Annotated in this window: 16 protein-coding genes; 6 read left to right on the top strand and 10 right to left on the bottom strand. The window is 71.2% G+C overall.

Annotation, left to right across the window (positions count from 1 at the left end):
* Window positions 1-150: 150 nt before the first annotated feature.
* From ACLZN2_RS21700 to ACLZN2_RS21665, 8 genes are all read right to left on the bottom strand, one after another.
* A complete protein-coding gene (locus ACLZN2_RS21700; protein ID WP_416980520.1) occupies window positions 151-714 on the bottom strand; it encodes a hypothetical protein in 564 nt (187 codons plus the stop codon).
* Window positions 715-759: 45 nt separating this feature from the next.
* On the bottom strand, window positions 760-1,320 hold the full coding sequence (locus ACLZN2_RS21695) for a hypothetical protein (RefSeq protein WP_416980518.1): 561 nt from the start codon (window positions 1,318-1,320) through the stop codon (window positions 760-762).
* Between the two features lie 387 nt (window positions 1,321-1,707).
* Window positions 1,708-2,535, bottom strand: coding sequence for a YihY/virulence factor BrkB family protein (locus tag ACLZN2_RS21690; protein ID WP_416980590.1), 828 nt, complete (start codon window positions 2,533-2,535; stop codon window positions 1,708-1,710).
* Window positions 2,536-2,588: 53 nt separating this feature from the next.
* On the bottom strand, window positions 2,589-3,116 hold the full coding sequence (locus tag ACLZN2_RS21685) for a hypothetical protein (protein WP_416980516.1): 528 nt from the start codon (window positions 3,114-3,116) through the stop codon (window positions 2,589-2,591).
* A gap of 200 nt (window positions 3,117-3,316) precedes the next feature.
* Window positions 3,317-4,933 (bottom strand): FAD-dependent oxidoreductase, encoded by a 1,617-nt coding sequence (locus tag ACLZN2_RS21680; RefSeq protein WP_416980514.1) that lies wholly within the window; start codon window positions 4,931-4,933, stop codon window positions 3,317-3,319.
* Between the two features lie 12 nt (window positions 4,934-4,945).
* Entirely contained in the window at window positions 4,946-5,749 is an 804-nt protein-coding gene (locus tag ACLZN2_RS21675) for an alpha/beta fold hydrolase (RefSeq protein ID WP_416980512.1), read from the bottom strand.
* Between the two features lie 38 nt (window positions 5,750-5,787).
* Window positions 5,788-8,991 (bottom strand): ATP-binding protein, encoded by a 3,204-nt coding sequence (locus ACLZN2_RS21670; RefSeq protein ID WP_416980510.1) that lies wholly within the window; start codon window positions 8,989-8,991, stop codon window positions 5,788-5,790.
* An 84-nt stretch (window positions 8,992-9,075) separates the two neighbouring features.
* Complete coding sequence (locus tag ACLZN2_RS21665) at window positions 9,076-11,697, bottom strand: FAD-dependent oxidoreductase (RefSeq protein WP_416980508.1); 2,622 nt, start codon at window positions 11,695-11,697, stop codon at window positions 9,076-9,078.
* Window positions 11,698-11,897: 200 nt separating this feature from the next.
* On the opposite strand from ACLZN2_RS21665, the gene ACLZN2_RS21660 reads away from it, so the two are divergent.
* Both ACLZN2_RS21660 and ACLZN2_RS21655 read left to right on the top strand, forming a co-directional pair.
* Window positions 11,898-12,632: an alpha/beta fold hydrolase gene (locus ACLZN2_RS21660; protein WP_416980503.1), complete on the top strand. Its 735-nt coding sequence runs from the start codon at window positions 11,898-11,900 to the stop codon at window positions 12,630-12,632.
* Complete coding sequence (locus tag ACLZN2_RS21655) at window positions 12,617-12,826, top strand: 2TM domain-containing protein (protein ID WP_416980501.1); 210 nt, start codon at window positions 12,617-12,619, stop codon at window positions 12,824-12,826. Before ACLZN2_RS21660 ends, ACLZN2_RS21655 begins: the two co-directional genes overlap by 16 nt.
* Window positions 12,827-12,885: 59 nt before the next feature.
* On the opposite strand, the gene ACLZN2_RS21650 is transcribed toward ACLZN2_RS21655, so the two are convergent.
* Window positions 12,886-13,029 (bottom strand): hypothetical protein, encoded by a 144-nt coding sequence (locus ACLZN2_RS21650; RefSeq protein ID WP_416980499.1) that lies wholly within the window; start codon window positions 13,027-13,029, stop codon window positions 12,886-12,888.
* A gap of 343 nt (window positions 13,030-13,372) precedes the next feature.
* On the opposite strand from ACLZN2_RS21650, the gene ACLZN2_RS21645 reads away from it, so the two are divergent.
* The 4 genes from ACLZN2_RS21645 to ACLZN2_RS21630 all read left to right on the top strand — a co-directional run bounded on the left by ACLZN2_RS21645 (window position 13,373) and on the right by ACLZN2_RS21630 (window position 15,944).
* Complete coding sequence (locus ACLZN2_RS21645) at window positions 13,373-13,639, top strand: Scr1 family TA system antitoxin-like transcriptional regulator (RefSeq protein WP_416980497.1); 267 nt, start codon at window positions 13,373-13,375, stop codon at window positions 13,637-13,639.
* Entirely contained in the window at window positions 13,636-13,839 is a 204-nt protein-coding gene (locus ACLZN2_RS21640) for a DUF397 domain-containing protein (RefSeq protein ID WP_416980495.1), read from the top strand. The genes ACLZN2_RS21645 and ACLZN2_RS21640 overlap by 4 nt, the downstream gene beginning before the upstream one ends.
* Window positions 13,840-13,909: 70 nt before the next feature.
* A complete protein-coding gene (locus tag ACLZN2_RS21635) occupies window positions 13,910-14,290 on the top strand; it encodes a DUF6153 family protein (RefSeq protein WP_416980493.1) in 381 nt (126 codons plus the stop codon).
* A 94-nt stretch (window positions 14,291-14,384) separates the two neighbouring features.
* Window positions 14,385-15,944: a multicopper oxidase family protein gene (locus tag ACLZN2_RS21630; RefSeq protein WP_416980491.1), complete on the top strand. Its 1,560-nt coding sequence runs from the start codon at window positions 14,385-14,387 to the stop codon at window positions 15,942-15,944.
* A gap of 52 nt (window positions 15,945-15,996) precedes the next feature.
* Here the strand turns inward: ACLZN2_RS21630 and ACLZN2_RS21625 are convergent, their stop codons facing one another.
* A complete protein-coding gene (locus ACLZN2_RS21625; RefSeq protein ID WP_416980489.1) occupies window positions 15,997-18,381 on the bottom strand; it encodes a heavy metal translocating P-type ATPase in 2,385 nt (794 codons plus the stop codon).
* Window position 18,382: the final 1 nt, after the last annotated feature.

The raw sequence follows: 18,382 nt of genomic DNA, 5'->3' as shown, positions 1-18,382 counted from the left end.
GGATCAAGAAGGACTACGGCCTCACTCATCACAGCGACAGCGGGTCGCAATACGTGTCAATTCGGTATGCCGACCGGCTGTCCGACGTCGGCGGGCGTTGTCGACGTCGGCGGGCGCAGTCGTGGCGTGGAGCGGGGCGTTCTCCGCGGCTCAGCCGGCCACGGCGGCCTTGGTACGAGCGCGAACGGTGGAGGCCGACTTGGCGGGCGCTTCGGCGTGACCGATGCTCTTCAGGGCGACGGTGACCAAGGCCGTGACGAGGGCGCCCGCCGCGACGGCGGCGACCATCAGCAGCGGCTTGCCGAGCTTGTCGGAGGCGAGGAATCCGCCGTACGGCACGGCCATGGTCGAGCCGAACGTCATGACCAGTACGCCGGCGACGGAGCCTCCGGCCATGCAGGCCGGGATCACCCGCAGGGGGTCGCGCAACGCGAAGGGGACCGCGCCCTGGGGCGAGGCGGCCATGGAGAGCAGCCACGCCACCTTGCCGTACTGGCGCTCGGACTCGGTGAACAGCCGGCGCCGCGCAAGTGTCGCCAGCGACATGCCCAGAGACGGGGCCATGGCGGCCGCCAGCACCGTGGCCATGAAGGTCAGGTGGTCCGGGGTGGGGGTGTACGTGTCGACACCGGCGAGGGCGTAGCCGAACGCGATCTTGTAGACGGCTCCGCCGAGGTCGCAGCTGATGGCCAGGCCGAGCACCAGACCGAGCACCAGGTGGTGGTCGGTGAGCTCCCACTTGATCAGCTTCCCGTTGAGTCACGAGTTGAGATGGGCGAGCCCAGGTTCGACCAGCCCGGAGAAGAACGCGACGCCGACCAGGGTGGAGAGCAGGGGGACGGCCGCCGCGAAGAGGGTGCGCCACTTGTCGGAGACGGTGATCCGCTGGAGCGCGTGGGTCGTGATGCCGGCGAGCACACCTGCTGCCAGGCCTCCGAGGTAGCCGGTGTTCATGCTCATCGCGGTCACGCCACCGACCAGGGCCGGGATCAGCGCCACTCGGCCGGCGATGCCGTAGGCGATGTACAGGGCGATGGCCAGACCCAGCATCTGCAGGGCGAGGTTGCCGGTGTGCAGCATGACCGTGGCCCAGCTGTCGGGTCGGAGCCAGGAGAAGCTGCTGCCCGTGACGGCCGTGGACGCCGCGGTGATCTGCCAGCCCCCGATCACGTAGGCGAGGAGGACCAGGATGCCCCCGACGCCGGTCAGGGCGGCCAGGGCGTCTGTCCCCTGGGCGATCCACTCGCGAAGTCGGGTGACGGACAGGCCGCCCGCCACGGGCTGCCGGTCCACGGCGCGGACAGAACGGGTGGGGGACATGGGTCTGACCCCAGGGGTGTGCAGTGCTGCGCGGGAGGCGGGAGGGTGGTTCTGAGGGGCTTGACGGCGCGCGGTCCGGGGAGTGGCCGTTGGTCGGCGCTCCGGGCCGTCGCGTACGGGAGACGGTGGCGTGAGGGGTGTCGTGTCCGGCAGGGTGTCGTCTGCCGCAGCGCGTGTGCGCGGACGACACCCAGCGTCGGGCTCGGTGCCGGCGGCGCCGACGCCGAGCCCGGCGGAGCCGGTCAGGACGCGCCTTTGAGGCGCGGTGCCGTGCTTCCAGCGCGAGTCCGCCGCGCCGCAACCAGGGCGGCCCCCACGCGATTGCCCGCCTGGCGAGCCGCCGATCTCTGTCGCGCAAGGCGCCCACGGCTGCGCCGCGCCTCCGTGTCAGGTCCCGGGGCGGCGGTGGTCCTCCTCGTCCCACGTCCGGGTGTCGCGCGGCTCGACGTACGGCTCATCGTCGGCCCGGTGGCCTCCGGCGACGGCGCGTTGACGCGCCAGCTCCGCGTCGAACTCCAGGCCCAGCAGGATCGCCAGGTTGGTGATCCACAGCCACACCAGGAAGATGATCACGCCCGCGAGAGCGCCGTACGTCTTGTTGTAGGAGCCGAAGTTCGCCACGTACAGCGCGAACCCGGCGGAAGCGGCTATCCAGATCAGCAGCGCCAGGAAGCTGCCCGGCGTGATCCACCGGAAACCGCGGACGCGCGCGTTGGGAGCGGCCCAGTACAGGACCGCGATCATCACCGTGACCAGGGTGAACACGACGATCAACGCGCTGATCACCGCCATCACCATCAGCACGACGGTCACGCCGACCCGTACCGGCAGCACCTTCCACACCGGCCGGCCCTCGGGGATGTCGTAGACCGCGTTGGCGCTGCGGATGAACGCGGCCACATAGCCGGACGCCGACCACACCGCGAGCACCAGACCCACGACGGCCATGAGCGAGCCGAGCCCGCCCCTGCCCTGCATCTGCTGCACCGCGCCCCGCAGGATGTCCTGAGCCGCGCCCGGGGCGAGCTTCTGGATGTTGTCCAGCACCGCCCGCGTGGCCGACTGCCCGACGACCCCCAGCAGTGACACCAGCGCGAGCAGCGCCGGGAACAGCGCCAGGATCGAGTAGTAGGTCAGCGCCGCGGCCCGGTCGGCGAGCTCGTCCTTCTTGAACTCCTTCAGGGTGCCTTTCAGCACCGCTGCCCAGGGCCATATCGGGTTTTCACTCGCTTATCGGTCGTCCGACCCGTCGGTCTTCCCGCTCCGCGTCAGCCCGTGAGCAACACGTCCCGGACCGCTCTGGCGCGCAGCTCCTCCAGCGTGTTCATGTGCCGCTCGGCCCGTGCGATCAGTCCGTCGAGCTCCTGCTCGTCGAGGCGGCCGTCCGCCTCGGCCAGGGTGCGCAGCGTGCGCCAGCCGAGTTCTTTGCCCTTCACCCCCAGCCGGAGGAACTCGAGTTCGATCACCAGCGTCAGAGGTGAACGCCTGTAGAGGCGCCCATTGCTCTTGAGACGCCCCAGCAGCTCGACCGCGCCGGATGCCACGACCTTGTAGCGGCGCTTCGGCACGCCCAGGCTCCGCATGATGCGCAGCAGGCTCGCACGGTCCTCGGCGATCTCGCCCGCGAGGTGCCGCAGTGGTTCCGCGTAGGGCGGGTCGCGATGCGACCGGGCCATGAACAGGGAGCGTCCGGCTCCGACCGTGGAACCTGCCAGGTGGTCGTTGAGGTAGATCCCGAGCAGGTCCGTGCGGATCCTGCGGAGCTGCGGGCGGGTGCCCGGCATCGGTGTCGTCATGGCTCATGCCCTCGCTTCTCTCGCCCGGGTGCGGCTACGTTGCACGAGTACCCAGGCGGAACGTGTCCAGCCCCGGTGGCATCCTGCCCGGAGCGACGAGAGTGCGCAGCACCGGCCCAGCCCTGAGCAGGACGGACTGTCGGCCTTGACCTGCCGCCAAGGGCTCCTGGCGGAGGCCGTGGCGGCGGTCCGTGGATGCCTCAGTCGCCGGCCAGTGACATGTGGACGGAGGAGACCGCGCCTGCGCCGTCGCCGACGGCGGTGGCCACTCGTTTGGTCGAGCCCGCGCGGAGGTCGCCGACCGCGAAGACCCGGGGGGCGCTTGTCTGGAAGGGCAGGGGCGCAGGGGACGACCACAGCCGGCTGTCGGTGAGGACGAAGCCGTCGTCGTCCTGGGCCACGCCCGCGAGCCAGTCCGAGGCAGGGGCGGCGCCGATGAAGCAGAACAGCGCGCGGCTGTCCAGCCGGTCCCGGCGCCCATCGGACCTCTCGACGACGATCGAGGTGAGGGAGTTCTCGCCGGCCAGTCCGCGGACGGTGCTGTGCGTGTGGACGTGGATCCGGGAGTGGGCCCGGATCCGGTCGGTGAGGTAGGACGACATCCGGGCCTCCGGGTCCGCGCCGCGGATGATCAGCTGCACCGTGGCGCCCCACGCGGCGAGGGACAGGGCCGCCTGTCCGGCGGAGTTGGCACCTCCTACGACGGTCACCGGCTGGTCCTCGTAGCCTCGGACGTCGAGTTCGGTCGCGGCGTACCGGATGCAGCCGGACTTCTCGAATGCCGCCCATCGTGGGATGTCGAGGCGCCGGTAGAGCGCCCCGGTGGCGGCGATCACCGCGCGGGACGGGATGCGCCTGCCGTCGTGCAGCAGGACGGTCGGCCGCCGGTGGTCGGAGAGGTCGAGGCCGGCCACTGTGCAGGGCGAGTGGATCCGTACGCCGAACTTGAGCGCCTGGACCATCGCGAGGCGGGTGAGGTCCTCGCCGCTGACCCCGTGCGGGAAGCCCAGGTAGTTCTCGATCCGGGCGCTCGTCGCGGCCTGTCCGCCGAGGCCGGCGCGGTCCAGCAGTACGGTGGCGAGGCCTTCGGACGCCCCGTACACGGCGGCGGCCAGACCCGCCGGGCCGGCGCCCACCACGACGAGGTCGACCGGACGTCCGTCGGCCCGGTAGGTGAGACCGAGCGCCTCCGCCACGGAGGTGGGTGTCGCGCGCCGCAGTACCGAGCCGCCCACCATCGCGGCCGGAAGTTCCTCGTCGTCGAGCCCGGACAGGGTCATCAGCGAGCGCCCGTGGCGCGAGGCGGCGTCCAGCCAGGTGTGCGGCAGGAGATTCCGCGCCAGATACGTGCGCAGAGCCAGCGTCTCCGCCGTGTCCGGCAGGCCCACGAACTCCAGGGCGTTGCCGGCCGCGGCCCGGATGACGTCGCGCCGTTCCCGGAACGCCTCGATCAGGATGTCGGCGATGTCGACCTGCTCGGCGAGGGCCCGGCGCAGCATCGCCGCGCCGATCCGGACGACCGCGCCGGCCGTCACCACCCGGGCGGTCAGGTAGACGTGCTGGCCGGTCAGCAGGTTGAGCTCGCCGAGGAAGTCGCCCGGGCCGCCACGGTAGATCAGGCGCTCCGGCTCGATCGTCGTCGCCTCGCGGACGATGTCCACGGTGGCCGTCCGGAGCAGGAAGAAGTCGTAGGAGCTGTCACCCGACGTGAACAGATCCCGGCCGGCGTCGGCCTGCTCGGGCGCGCCGTACTCGGCGAGCCTGCGGAACTGCTCGTCGTCCAGGACCGGCCCGCGCTGCGTGGGCTCCTCTTTCATGTGGTTCCTCCGTCACACCTTGTGGCGCGCGGCGCGCTTGATGAGGTCGGCGGTCGCGGCGGGCTGGGAGATCATCGCGACGTGCGAGGCGCCGACCTCCCGGACCCGCGCGCCGGCCCGCTGTGCCATGAACCGCTGTGCCGCGGTGGGCAGTACCCGGTCCTCGCGGGCCACGAGGTACCAGGACGGAACGGTCTTCCACGCCGGGGTACCGGACGGCTCGCCCAGGGTGCGGGTGTCGGCCGGCCGCTGCCCGGCCCACATCAGCTCGGCGGTCGCCCTCGGCACGTCACCGGCGAAGACGCCCCGGAAGACCTCCTTCTTGATGTAGCCGTCGACGAAACCGTCGCCGTAGGGACGGAAGTCCAGCGCCGCCTCGTTCAGTTGGCTTCCCGGGTACCGGGTCTGCAGCCCCAGCAGCGTCTCCCCCTGATCCGGCATGAACGCCGCCACGTAGACCAGCGCCGTCACGTTCGGGTTGCCGGCCGCGGCGTTCGTGATGACGATCCCGCCGTAGGAGTGCCCCACGAGCACCACCGGTCCGCCCAGGGTGGCCAGGACGCTCGCCAGGTAGGCGGAGTCGGAGGACACGCCGCGCAGCGGGTTCGCCGGGGCGATGACCGGGTAGCCGTCGCGGACGAGCCGACCGGCGACGCCGTTCCAGCCGGAGGCGTCGGCGAACGCGCCGTGCACGAGCACGACGGTCGGCTTGGGGCCCTTCGCCGGAGTGTGTGCCTGAGCGGCCGATGTGCCGAGCACACCGCTGCTCGCGATCGCGGCGGATCCGGTCAGCAGCGTACGACGAGTGGTCGTCATCAATTCACGCCCTTCGATTGAGTTCTTCTCTGGAGTGGTCACGTCAGCAGGTCTTCGGCGCGGTGGGCGAAGAGGTGGGCTTCGCGTTCGGTGGACAGTCGCCGGGCTCGTTCGGCGGTGGTGCGGACGGTGGCGGCGGGTTCGCCGCGGGCCTGTGACACCCGCGCGCGGAGGAGGAGCAGGCCTTCTGCGTAGCGCTGGCCGTAGGTGTCGAGGGCCGAGTCCGCCTGGTCGAGGGCCGCGGCGGCTTCGTCCAACTTGCCTGCCGCGAGCCACATTTCGCCGAGGAGGCCGTACCAGGTGGCCAGGCCGGAGCGTGGTGGGTCGGCCAGTGCCGCGGTGATCAGCCGTTGTGCCTCCGCCGCGGCGCCGGCCGGGTCGTCGCCGGTCACGGCGCGCGCCCAGCACAGAGCCAGCCGCTGGTAGCTGCCGAAGTACGAGAAGGAGAACCCCGGGTCCACGGCCATGCCCCGCCCCGCCACGAGCAGCGCCCGCGCCGGGTCGCCGGCCAGTGCCGCTGCCGTGCAGGCGAAGGCGGCCCAGACGGTGATCACATAGGGGTCGTCGTCAGCGGCGGCCTCGATCGTGTCGAACAGTGACCGCGCCGTGTCGACGTCGCCGTGCAGCGCGGTCATCAGCGCGAGCATGACAGGCCCCATCAGGCGCAGATCGCGCCGGAGCGGGTCCTCCCCGCCGTGGGTCAGTTCGTCGAGCATGGCCGAGCCGGTTCGGCTCAGGTACCGGAACGCCTCACCGATGTCGCCGACACTCCACTGGTGGATGCCCCAGGCGTACTGGCCGTACGTGCGCACGACCGGGTCGGCGGATGCCTCGCCCTGGTCCAGCAGCCGTCGTGCCAGTCGTCCGGCACGGTCGAGCTGGATGCCCTGGGAGTGGGCGGCCCAGCGGGAGAAGAGGAAGTCGGCTGCCTCCCGTTCCCGGCCCAGGCCACGCGCCAGGTGCTCGGCCCGCTCCAGCAGTTCGAGCGCCGAACCGAGCTGTCCCGCCCGTATCCCGCCCACCGCGGTGAACAGCGACAGGGCCGACAGTTCCAGCTCCGCCAGGCCCGCTCTTCGCGCCACCCGCGCGGCTGACTCCAACTGCCGTGCGGCGGCCTCGAACGCCGACTTTCCCGCCGCGCAGCGGGCCGCGCGTATCAGTGCGGCGGCGGTGCGGGCCGGGTCCGCGAGGGGGCCGGCGGCCCACAGGTGATGGGCGAGGAACTCGGCCACCGGCTCGTCGTCCGCCGCCGTGTGCTCCAGTGCGTCGGCGACGAGCAGGTGCAGTCGGGTCGCCCGTGGTGGCGGTGTGGCGTCGGCGACGGACTCGCGGACCAGGTCGTGCGCGAAGCGGAACGCGTACGGGTTCCCGGGCGAGGGTTCGAGGAGGCCGAGTTCCTGCAACGGCTCGAGGCGGTCGAGGCAGGTCTGCATGTCGAGTCCGGCGGCGCGCGCGAGCAGCGCGAGGCCGACGTCCCGGCCGATCAGCGCGGCGATCTGCAACAGCCGTACGACATCGTTGTCCAGTGTCGCCACGTGTTCGCGGACGACGTCCCGGACGGTGGCGGGTACCGCGGTCCGTGCCGTGGCGGCCTCGGTGAGGACGCTGCCGTCGGCGAGGAGGCGGGACAGTTCCCGGACGAAGAAGGGGTTGCCCGCGGTGCGGGCGTGGATGTTGCGGGTGGCACCGGGTCCGGGCTCCTGGCCGGTCTCCTGGCGGACGAGTTCTGCCACTTCGGCCGGACCGAGAGGCCCGAGCCTTATCCGGCGGTGGCGGGGCAGCCGGCTCGCCGCGGCGAGCATCCGCTCCAGGTCCGAGCCGGGCACCGGCACACGGTCGCGGAACGCCCCGATCACAGCGGTGCCGTCGGGCATCCGGGCCGCCAGGTGACCGAACAGATTCAGCGAGGCGGCGTCGGCCCACTGGAGGTCGTCGACCACGAGCACCACCGGCCGCCGTGCCGACACCTGACGGACGAGCGCGACCGTCTGCTCGAACAGACGGAACCGGGCGGTGCTGTCCGGCAGTACCGGCGCCGCCTGCCCGCTGCGGTGGGGTGCCATGAGGCGGCCGAGTTCGCCCGTGTGCCAGTCCTCCCGTTCCGTGGTCGGCACGTCGGCCAGGATCGCGCCGACGGCCTGCACCCAGGGCCACATCGAGGGCGTGCCGTCCCCCTCCAGACAGCGGCCCCAGACGACGAGTGCGCCGCGTCGGTCCGCCTCGGCGTCGGCCTCCAGGAGCAGACGGCTCTTGCCCACCCCGGGTTCTCCCTCGACGATGACGAGCCCCGCACCTCCGGCGAGCGCCGACTCCACCGCCTGTCGCAGCACCGCGAGTTCCTCGGCCCGGCCCACCAGGCGGCTCACGCTCGGCGTCCCGGCGGTGGGTGCCGCCGGCCGCGTGGAGATCGCTTCCTCGACCGGAGCCGGAGCCGGAGCCGGAGCCGGAGCCGGAGCCTGGGCCGGAACCGGTGCCTGTTCCAGTACGCGCCGGTGCGCGGACACCAGCGCCGGGCCGGGATCGATGCCCAACTCCTCGGCCAGTTGGGCGCGTACGGTCCGGAACACCGCCAGCGCTTCCGCCTGTCGGCCGGCGGCGGCCAGGGCGGTGACGAGACTCGCCTGCACCGTTTCGTGCAACGGCGCCATCCGGGCGGCCAGACGCAACGGCTGGAGTACGCGCGCGGACTGCCCCAGCGACACCGCGAGTTCGGCCGCCGCGACGCACGCGTCGAAGAACTCGCCGTCCAGTGCGGTGAAGACCGCCATCGCGGTCGATTCGTGGGCGAGTCCGTCACCGGCCGAGCCGTGCCAGAGCCCCACCGCCTGCACGTACCCGTCGAGCGCGACGTCCGGTCGCAGTTCCGCGGCGGCGGTTCTGGCGGCCCGGACCAGCTTCCGGAAGGTGACGACGTCCAGCATTCCGGGGGCGGCGACGAAGAGGTAACCGTTGCCGCGGCGCTGCAGGTACGAGCCGGGTTGGCGCGAGGGCAGGGCGGGCTCCAGCAGTCGCCGCAGCGCACCGACGTACTTCTGCAGGATGTTGACGGCCGACGCCGGGGCGTCCTCGGCCCAGATCAGGTCGACCAGTTCGCTCATGCTGACCGGCCTGCCCGCCTCGGCGAGCAGCACCGCCAGCAGATACGCCTGCTGCGGAGGCCCCGCGTCCAGTTCGACACCGCCCCGCCAGATCCGCAACGGACCGAGAATCTGCAGACGCACAGGCGCGCCGGAGGAAGCCATTCGTGTTCCCCTTCCCGCTGATGTCGCGCGCCGGTGGTGGATCGGCAGCTCTGGAATGAAGTCGGGTGATGCGACCGCCCCGTCCTACAGAGCGATCACCAGGTTCTCGGTGGGCAGCGTCTGGCAGGCCAGCCGCCAGCCCGCGGTCAGCTCGTCCGCGGAGAACATCCCCCGGGTGTCGGTCTCGTAGGAGCCGGAGAGCACCCGCACCCGACAGGTGCCGCACGCGCCTTCGCCGCACGACTGCGGCACCGGGACGTCGGCGGCGTTGGCGGCGTCGAGGACCGACTGCCCGGGGGCGCAGGGGAACGCCGGGTCGCCGCCGTCCCTGTCGATCCTGTACTCGGTGACACCGGCCGCCGCGGCGGCGAGAGCGACGGCGTGCGCCTTCTCCCGGCGGGTCTCCTTGCTCCGGCCCGACACGAACGCCTCGGTGTGGATGGCCTCTCGCGGCACCTTCAGTTCCGTCAGACGGCCGATCAGGTCCTGCATCATCGGCGCGGGTCCGCAGAGGTGCACGCGGGTCGCCGGGCCGGCGTGGGGCCGCAGCTCGTCGAGGCCGATCCGTCCCTCGCGTCCGGTGACGAAGACCGACACCTCCAGCCCCGGCAGCCTGGGCCGCAGCGCCGCGATCTCCGGCCGGAACAGCACTTCGTCGTCGGTCCGGAAGCTCGCCAGCAGAACGATCCGGCCCGTGTGACCGGCGTCGGCGGCGGCGACCAGCACACTCATCAGCGGGGTGATCCCGACGCCCCCGGCGATGAGCAGCAGCGTCTCCTCCGTGCCCGCCGTCTCCCCCGTGCCCGCCGTGCCGTCCCCGGAGCCCGGATCCCAGGTGAACTCGCCGTGCGGGCCGCTCACCCGCAACGCCAGCCCGACTTCCAGCTCGTCATGCAGGAAACCCGAGCCGAGCCCGTCCGGTTCGTGCTTCACGGCGATCTCGAGGAAGCCGCGCTCCCCGGGGCCGCTGCAGATCGAGTACGACCGTTCGATCGGCTCGACGGCGACGGGCATGTCGACCTTCACGTACTGCCCGGCGGTGAACGAGAACGGCAGCGTCCCCCCGTCCAGCGGTTCGAAGCGGATCCGCCGGACCGTCGGGGTCAGCGTCTCGGTCCAGGCCACCCGCAGGTAACCCTGCCAGGGCGCGGCCGGGTCCCGGGTCACCCCGCCGGAGCGGACGGCGCGCCACATGGTCCCGAGCTGCCGCGGTCTCAGGACCGCGTTGGCCGCCATCAGCCCGCCCGCCAACGCCCCCACCACGCCGGAACCCCAGGCGTCCTGTCCGGCCACGAAGAGCCCCTTGACCGGTGTACGGCATCCCGCCCGCGCGGACCGCAGCCGCTGGGGAGTCGCCGCGAGACCGTAGAAGGAGCCCCGGACGCTGTGCTGATACGTCTCGAACGACAGCGGTGTCGCGAGTTCGGCGAACGCGATCGCCTCCCGGAAGCCGGGCCACTGTTCCTCAAGGCGGGCGATCAGCCGTTCGGTCAGTTTCTCCTTGAGCTGCCGGTAGCTGTCCGGCCGCTCTTCCTCGGGCGTCCCGCGCCACTGGTCGACCACCTTGGGATCGACGAGTTCCAGCGCCTCCACCGTGTGGAACCGGGCGGCCGGGTTGTTGAGCGAGGCGAACGACACGTAGAGCGTGCCGTCCCCGGGTGGGCGACGGAAGCCGTCGTGGCCGTCGAGGTCCGGCATGAACCAGTGGTTCTCGCCGCGTATCCCGAACTCGGCCGGTGACCGGTCCAGTCCGAGGAACAGCATGACCGCCGACGGCTCCTCGGGCAGGTCCGCCAGTTCGTGGCTCTTCCCGATCAGGGCGTACGTGTTGCGCACCCCGGCCGCCGAGACGACGGTGTCCGTCCGTACGCGGTAGCGGCGGCCGGTGGCCGTGTCCTCGACGTCGACACCGGTCACCCTGCCCCGCTCGACGACGACCTCGTCGACCCGTTGCCGGGGGCGCAGCACCACGCCGTGCCGCTGGAGGATCTCCAGAACGATCCGGCCGAGCTCCTTCGGGCCGCCCACCGGGTGCGCGGTGCCTTCCATGAAGAAGGTCAGCGGGACCGCCGCGTGGTAGCCGAACCCGCTCTGGGCCGGCGGAGTGCCGTAGAGCCCCCACCGCGCGGCCAGAACGGCCCGCAGACGCGGATCGCGGAAGCTGCGGGAAACCTGGTCCCAGAGCGATCGGTACGCCGACGGGAAGAGCCGCTCGATGACGGGCGCGCCCGCTTTTCGTATGCCGGCGGGGAACGAGGCGAGGACATTGCGCGCGGTCAGCCCGGTCATGGCCCGGCGCGTGGTCCGGAAGAAGGCGTCGATGGCGTCGGCCTCGGCCGGAAAGTGTTCCTCAAGACGCGCCCTGAATCGTTCCTTCGTGGCGGGGACGGCGAAATCGAACCCCGGGAAATGCAGCGCGTCGTAATCGTCCGGCAGGGGGGAAAGCTGCACCCGCCCGTCCGTCATGAACTCCAGGAACGGGCCGGCGTTCACGCTCATGTAATGGAGCCCGGTGCCGAACTCGTAGCGCCCGGCACGGGCGAACTCGTGCGTCATCCCACCGAGCGTGTAGTGCTGTTCGAGGACGAGAACCCGCTCTCCGCCGAACTGCGCGATCGCGCGGGCAGCCGCGAGACCGCCCATGCCCGACCCGATCACGACGACATCGGCTTCCTCGGTTTCCCCTGTTTCCTCGTTCGCCACCATCAACGCTCCCAGTCGTCCGTCCTCAGGAGGCTCACAGTGGCCAACCGGGCTTTACGTCGACTGAAGGATCCGTGGACGCCGTACGGAACCGCGCGCCGATCGCATTCCATTCCCGTCCATTGCGCCGCCGTAGCTTTGGGCCGCGCGAACGCGAGTTGAGCCGTTGTGGCTCGTCGCTGAATTCATCCGGGAGGTTGTTCATGGTGGGCAGGAAACCGACGGTCGTGCTCGTGCACGGAGCCTTTGCCGACAGCAGCGGCTTCAACGCGATCGCCAAGCGGCTTGTCGCCGACGGCTATCCCGTGGTCGCCGCGGCGAACCCGCTCCGGGGGCTCGCCTCCGACGCGGCGCAGGTCAGGGCGCTGCTGGACAGCATCGAGGGAGCGATCGTGCTGGTCGGGCACTCGTACGGCGGTGCGGTCATCTCCACCGCCGCCGTGGGGAACGCGAACGTGAAGGCCCTGGTCTACCTGGCGGCGTTCGTGCCGGAGACGGGCGAGAGCGCGCAGTCACTGGTCGAGAAGTTCCCGGGCAGCACCGTGGGCGAGTCCCTGAAACCCGTGCCGCTGCCCGACGGACAGGTCGACCTCTACATCGACCCGAGGGTCTTTCACGCCCACTTCGCGGCCGACGTGTCCGCCGAGGAGGCCACCCTCTACTCGATCACGCAACGCCCGGCCGCCGGCGCCGCCCTCGGCGAGCCCGCCGCCGGTCCGCAGGCCTGGCACACGATCCCGAGCTACAGCCTGATCAGCGATGCCGACAAGATCATCCCGTCGGCGGCGCAGGAGTTCATGGCCCAGCGCTCCGGTGCGAAGGTCCAGGTGGTCGAGGGCGCCTCGCACATGGTGTTCGTCTCCCGGCCGGGCGCCACGGTGGCTCTCATCGAGACGGCGGCGCAGGAGCTCCGGGAGGGAAAATGCACAAAAGCCTGAAGGCCATGAAATGGGGTCTGTGGACCCACGTTTTCTGGTACGTCGTCGCCAACGTGGCTCAGATAGTTCTGTGGGCGCTTCTCACCCCGGACGTGTTCTTCTGGCCCCTGTGGTCGATTCTGGGCTGGGGGATCGGACTGGTGGCCCATGTCTGGGCGTTTCGCTCGAAATCCCGATCATTCGTCCGGCCATGACCTGAGCAGGTCTTCGGCGCGGTGGGCGAAGAGGTGGGCTTCGCGTTCGGTGGACCCGCTCAGAGCGACGCGTAGGCCAGAGCCGCTTCCCAGCCGCCGGAACCGACACAGAAGACGATCACGCAGTAGTCGAAGAACTCCCCGCCGAAGGGGTTCCACCAGTCGGCCACGTACAGCAGGAACGACAACGAGGCGAAGCTCATCACCGCCAGCAGCAGCGGTGTCCAGCGGCCGAGGTCGGAGTGGTAGAGCCGCTAGGCGCCGAGCGGGAAGTACAGGCTCGCCGGACCGCCGATGATCATCCACGCCATACCGAGGCGCGAATCCACGATCCGCTCGATCCATCGCATCGGACCACCCGGATCCGCCGGCGGGTGCGCTCGCCCCGAGAGGCCTGCCGACGGCTCTCCGCCCGTCCGGCCGGGGACGCGGTACGCCGCCCTCGCGGGGTGGGCGCCGGGACGCCGCCCGCCGGAGCGGCGGCGGCCCGTTGCTGGCGCCACTGGATGTAGGCGATCACGGTGCTGGCCACACCGGCAGCATCTGATGTTGGTCGCCGAACTCCGAAACGTGGAGATCCAGGTGATGCCACTGGACCGGGAGGACAACGCCGGGGTTGACGGACCGTTCACAGTGTTGCACCGTGCGGATGGCGATCAAGTGGCCTACCTGGAGGCACAGGGACGCAGCACAATGGTGAGTGACCGGCGCGAGGTCCAGGGAATCGTGTCGCGCTACGGGATCGTCCGTGCGCAGGCGCTCACCCCACACGAGTCGCTGGCCTTCATCGAAAAGCTGCTTGGAGAGGTGTGAAGGTGAAACGAACTGAGGGCGTCGCGGCGGAACTGCACTGGATCAGGAGCAGCTACAGCGGTGGAGCCGGGGGCGAGTGCGTCGAAGTGGCCGCCTGCCCTCAAACGATCCACGTACGCGACTCCAAGGACACAGCGCGCCGTGGCCTTGCCGTCGATGCTGCGGCCTGGACCGCGTTTGTCGGCTTCGCCGTCAGGTAGAGCTCTGCCTTTTACCCCTAGGGGGTATATTTGTCGGGCAGCCCTCTAGACAGGAAGCCCCGGTGAAGTGATGGCGGTACAGGCAGCCCTCGTCTGGACGCGCGCTGCTGTCATCGCCCTGTTCGTCGCGCTGGCCGTACTGGTCCACCACGAGGTCACGGCCGCGCCCATGCCCCCGACCCCGTCACCGTCGTCCGCCGTGCATGTGATGCCCGGGGACATGGCGATGTCCGGGCACACGCACGGGGCGGCGGCAGGTTCATGTGCCGGTATGGCCATGCAGCACTGCGCGCCCGTGAGCGTCGACAAGGTCGCCCTCGTGCCGCCGCCGGACTCGTCGGTGCCCGACGATCTCGCCGCTCAGGGAGCCGCCGTCCTCGGCGCGGTACCGGCCGCGGCGGTGGGCCGGGCGCCCCCGGATCTGTCCGTTCTCTCCCAACTGCGCATCTAGGCCGTGCCCAACGGCCTCCTCGCCGCCTGCTCAGGCCGAGGAGCCGTCTCCGCACGTGCCCCCCATGCGTACAGAGAGATTGAGGACAACCCAGATGAACAGCATCGACCGCCGCTCCGTCCTGCTGGCCGGCCTCGGCATCGCGGGCGCGGGCGCGCTCGCCGCCTGCAGCAGCGGCTCCGACAGTACGTCTTCCCTCGTCAGCCCCTCCGGCCCGGCGGTCGCCGCGGCCGAGAAGAAGCGCCCCAGCACCGGCACGGTGCGCGACGTGACCCTGACCGCCGCGCCCGCCACCCTCGACCTCGGCGGCGGTGTCACGGCCAGGAGCTGGGCCTTCGGCGGCCGGGCCCCGGGCAACGAGATCCGGCTGTCGGTCGGCGACACGCTGGCCGCCGAACTCTCCAACCAACTGCCGGACCGGACCACCACGTCCGTCCACTGGCACGGCATCGCCCTGCGCGGCGACATGGACGGCGTGCCCCCGGTCACCCAGCAGGCGGTGCGGGCGGGCTCCAACTTCACCTACCGCTTCCTCGCCGACGCCCCCGGCACCTACTTCCTCCATCCCCACGTCGGCGTCCAGCTCGACCGGGGCCTGTACGCGCCGCTGATCGTCGAGGACCCCAAGGAGCCGTTGTCGTACGACGACGAGTGGGTCGTCGTCCTGGACGACTGGATCGACGGTGTCACCGGCACACCCGACGAGGTCCTCGCGGAGCTGCGGCACGGCATGGGCGGCATGGAGGGCATGGAGGGCATGGAGGGCATGGAGGGCATGGAGGGCATGGAGGGCATGGACATGGGGGACATGTCCATGAAGTTCATGCTGATGGGGGCCGAGAGCGAGCTGCTCGGCGGTGACGCCGGTGACGTGAAGTATCCGTACCACCTGGTCAACGGACGTGTCCCCGCGGACCCGGACGTCTACCGGGGCGAGCCCGGGAAGCGCGTACGGCTGCGCGTCATCAACGCGGGCGGCGACACCGCGTACCGCGTCGCACTCGGCGGCCACAAGCTGACGATCACCCACACCGACGGCTTCCCGGTCGAGCACCAGCAGGTCGACGCCCTGCTGATCGGCATGGGCGAGCGCTACGACGTCCTGGTCACCCTCGGCGACGGCGTCTTCCCGCTGGTCGCCCTGGCGGAGGGCAAGGATTCCGGCGGCATGGCCCTGGTCCGTACCGGATCCGGCGGCGCGCCCCGGGCGTCCGTCCGGCCGAGGGAACTCGACGGCAGGATCCTCACCGCCGATCAGCTGACCCCGGCGGACGACGTCAGGCTCTCGTCGAAGAAGGCGGACCGGGTGCACCGCGTCCGGCTGACCGGCGGCATGGGCATGTACAACTGGGCCATCAACGGCAAGGCCTTCGACATGGACGACCCGACCGCGAACCCCCTCCTCGTCGAGGAGGGCGAGCGGGTACGGCTGGACTTCGTCAACACGACGGAGATGTGGCATCCGATGCACCTGCACGGCCACACCTACCAGCTCACCGGCGGCGGCCCGCGCAAGGACACCGCGATCGTGCTGCCGAAGAAGACGCTGTCGGTGGAGTTCGACGCGGACAACCCCGGCCAGTGGATGCTCCACTGCCACAACGCGTACCACGGCGAGGTCGGGATGATGGCGCTGGTGGCCTACCAGGCCTGATCATCGGCCGTACGGTTGCCCGGCCGTACGGCTGCCCGGCCGTACGGGTCGTCTACAGGCGCAGTCCTTTGAGGGCCAGTGCGTTGACGGCGACGATGACGCTGGAGCCGGACATCGACAGGGCCGCGATCTCGGGCCGCAGGACGAGGCCGAAGGCGGGCTCGAAGACGCCGGCGGCGATGGGCAGGGCGAGGGCGTTGTAGCCGATCGCCCAGCCCAGGTTCTGGCGCATCTTGCGCAGGGTGCCGCGGCCGATGCGCAGGGCGGTGGGCACGTCCAGCGGGTCGGAGCGCATCAGGACGAGGTCGGCGGTCTCGATGGCGACGTCGGTGCCCGCGCCGATGGCGATGCCGAGGTCGGCCCGGGCCAGGGCGGGAGCGTCGTTCACACCGTCGCCGACCATGGCGACGGTGCGGCCGCCGGCCTGGAGCTCGGCGACCTTGGCGGCCTTGTCGCCCGGCAGGACCTCGGCGATCACGGTGTCGATGCCCAGCTGTTCGGCGATCCGCTCGGCGGTGGCCCGGTTGTCGCCGGTGAGCATGACCACGTCGACGCCGAGGGCGTGCAACCCGGCCACGGCGCGGGCCGAGGTCTCCCGGGGGGCGTCGGCGATGCCGAGCAGACCGGCGGCCCGCCCGTCCACGGCGGCGATCACCACCGTACGGCCGGTGGCGGCCAACTCGTGCCGCGTCGCCGTGAGTTCCGTCAGGTCGACGTTCTCGCGTTCGGCCAGGCGGCGGTTGCCGACCACGACCCGGCGGCCGGACACGGTGGCGACGGCGCCGTGGCCGGGGACGTTCTCGAAGCCGTCCGCGCGTGCCGTGGCGAGCCCCCTGGCCTCGGCATGCCGTACCACGGCTTCGGCGAGGGGGTGTTCGGACTCCCGCTCCACCGCCGCTACCAGACGCAGCAGCTCGTCCTCGTCGACACCGGGAGTGGTGACCACGTCGGTGACCTCCGGCTCGCCCCTGGTGAGGGTGCCGGTCTTGTCCATGACGACGGTCCGCACGCGGGCGGCGGTCTCCAGACCCATGGCGTTCTTGAACAGCACGCCGCGCTTGGCGCCCAGGCCGGTACCGACCATGATCGCGGTGGGTGTGGCCAGTCCGAGCGCGTCCGGGCAGGTGATGACCACGACGGTGATCGCGAACAGCATGGCGGCGCCGAGCGAGCGGTCGGTCGCCAGCAGCCAGACGGCCAGCGTCACGGCACCGCCGACCAGCGCGACCAGGACCAGCCAGAACGCCGCCCGGTCCGCGAGCCGCTGTCCCGGGGCCTTGGAGTTCTGGGCCTGCTGGACCAGCTTGACGATCTGGGCCAGGGCGGTGTCCGCGCCGACCTTCGTCGCACGCACGCGCAAGGTGCCGTTGGCGTTGATGGTGGCGCCCGCGACCTGCGCGCCGGGCTCCTTGTGCACCGGCAGGCTCTCACCCGTGACCATCGACTCGTCGACCTCGCTGGTGCCCTCCTCGACCATGCCGTCCACGGCGATCTTCGCGCCGGGGCGGACCAGCAGCAGGTCACCGACGACCACCTCGGCGGTGGACACCTCCACCGGTTCGCCGTCGCGCAGCACGAGCGCCTTCGGCGGGGCCAGGTCGAGGAGCGTGCGGACGGCGTCGTTGGCGCCACCTCGGGCGCGCATCTCGAACCAGTGGCCGAGCAGGACGAAGGAGGCCAGCACGGTGGCCGCCTCGTAGAAGACGTCCCCGCCCCCGGTGAGCGTGACGATCAGGGAGTACAGCCAGCCGGAACCCACGGCGACCGCGACCAGCACCATCATGTCCAGCGTGCGGGCACGCAGGGCGCGTACGGCGCCGTCGAAGAAGATCACGCACGAGTAGAAGATCACCGGAAGGCTCAGCAGCAGCGCCCACACGTCCTCCCGCAGCCCGAACGGCACGGGCACGTCCAGCTGGAAGACGTCCTCGCCGATCGGCGACCAGATCACGATGGGGATCGAGAAGAGCGCCGCGACGAGGAAGCGGTCGCGCATGTCGGCCACCATGGCCGCCATCGACATGGCGCCGTGCCCGCCGTGGCCCGTCACCTCGTGAGGCTCACGAGGCTCACGAGGCTCATGGGGCTCATGGGGCTCATGGGGTGAGGGCGTCACCTCGGGCGCGGCTGTCGTCCCGGGCGGATCGGGCTCGGCCATCGGGTCGCAGACGTGCGCCGGGACGGACTGGCCCGCGCAGTGCAGGCCGCACTCCCGCACCCAGTCGCGCAGCTCCACCAGGGACGTACGCCGAGGGTCGAAGACCACCGTCGCCGTCTGCGCCACCGGATTGGCCTCGACATCGAGCACGCCCGGCCGTCGGCCGAGCACGGCGGTGACGGTGCTCTGCTGGGAGGCCCAGTTCAGGCCCCGTACGTCCAGCACCGCGGTACTGCGCTCCTTGGGAGGGTGGGCGTGCTCCGCGTGATGCCCGCGCACG

The sequence above is a fragment of the Streptomyces sp. T028 genome (genome assembly GCF_048159505.1).
GTDB lineage: Bacteria > Actinomycetota > Actinomycetes > Streptomycetales > Streptomycetaceae > Streptomyces.
The sequence above is the reverse complement of the archived record's forward strand: the minus strand, read 5'-3'. Positions and strand labels throughout refer to the sequence as shown.

What these genes read in the sequence shown, in the direction of transcription:
- ACLZN2_RS21695 (WP_416980518.1), bottom strand. Translation starts at nt 1,320, where the DNA reads ATGTCCCCCACCCGTTCTGTCCGCGCCGTGGACCGGCAGCCCGTGGCG.
- ACLZN2_RS21685 (WP_416980516.1), bottom strand. Translation starts at nt 3,116, where the DNA reads ATGACGACACCGATGCCGGGCACCCGCCCGCAGCTCCGCAGGATCCGC.
- ACLZN2_RS21680 (WP_416980514.1), bottom strand. Translation starts at nt 4,933, where the DNA reads ATGAAAGAGGAGCCCACGCAGCGCGGGCCGGTCCTGGACGACGAGCAG.
- ACLZN2_RS21675 (WP_416980512.1), bottom strand. Translation starts at nt 5,749, where the DNA reads ATGACGACCACTCGTCGTACGCTGCTGACCGGATCCGCCGCGATCGCG.
- ACLZN2_RS21670 (WP_416980510.1), bottom strand. Translation starts at nt 8,991, where the DNA reads ATGGCTTCCTCCGGCGCGCCTGTGCGTCTGCAGATTCTCGGTCCGTTG.
- ACLZN2_RS21665 (WP_416980508.1), bottom strand. Translation starts at nt 11,697, where the DNA reads ATGGTGGCGAACGAGGAAACAGGGGAAACCGAGGAAGCCGATGTCGTC.
- ACLZN2_RS21660 (WP_416980503.1), top strand. Translation starts at nt 11,898, where the DNA reads ATGGTGGGCAGGAAACCGACGGTCGTGCTCGTGCACGGAGCCTTTGCC.
- ACLZN2_RS21655 (WP_416980501.1), top strand. Translation starts at nt 12,617, where the DNA reads ATGCACAAAAGCCTGAAGGCCATGAAATGGGGTCTGTGGACCCACGTT.
- ACLZN2_RS21650 (WP_416980499.1), bottom strand. Translation starts at nt 13,029, where the DNA reads ATGAGCTTCGCCTCGTTGTCGTTCCTGCTGTACGTGGCCGACTGGTGG.
- ACLZN2_RS21645 (WP_416980497.1), top strand. Translation starts at nt 13,373, where the DNA reads ATGTTGGTCGCCGAACTCCGAAACGTGGAGATCCAGGTGATGCCACTG.
- ACLZN2_RS21635 (WP_416980493.1), top strand. Translation starts at nt 13,910, where the DNA reads ATGGCGGTACAGGCAGCCCTCGTCTGGACGCGCGCTGCTGTCATCGCC.
- ACLZN2_RS21630 (WP_416980491.1), top strand. Translation starts at nt 14,385, where the DNA reads ATGAACAGCATCGACCGCCGCTCCGTCCTGCTGGCCGGCCTCGGCATC.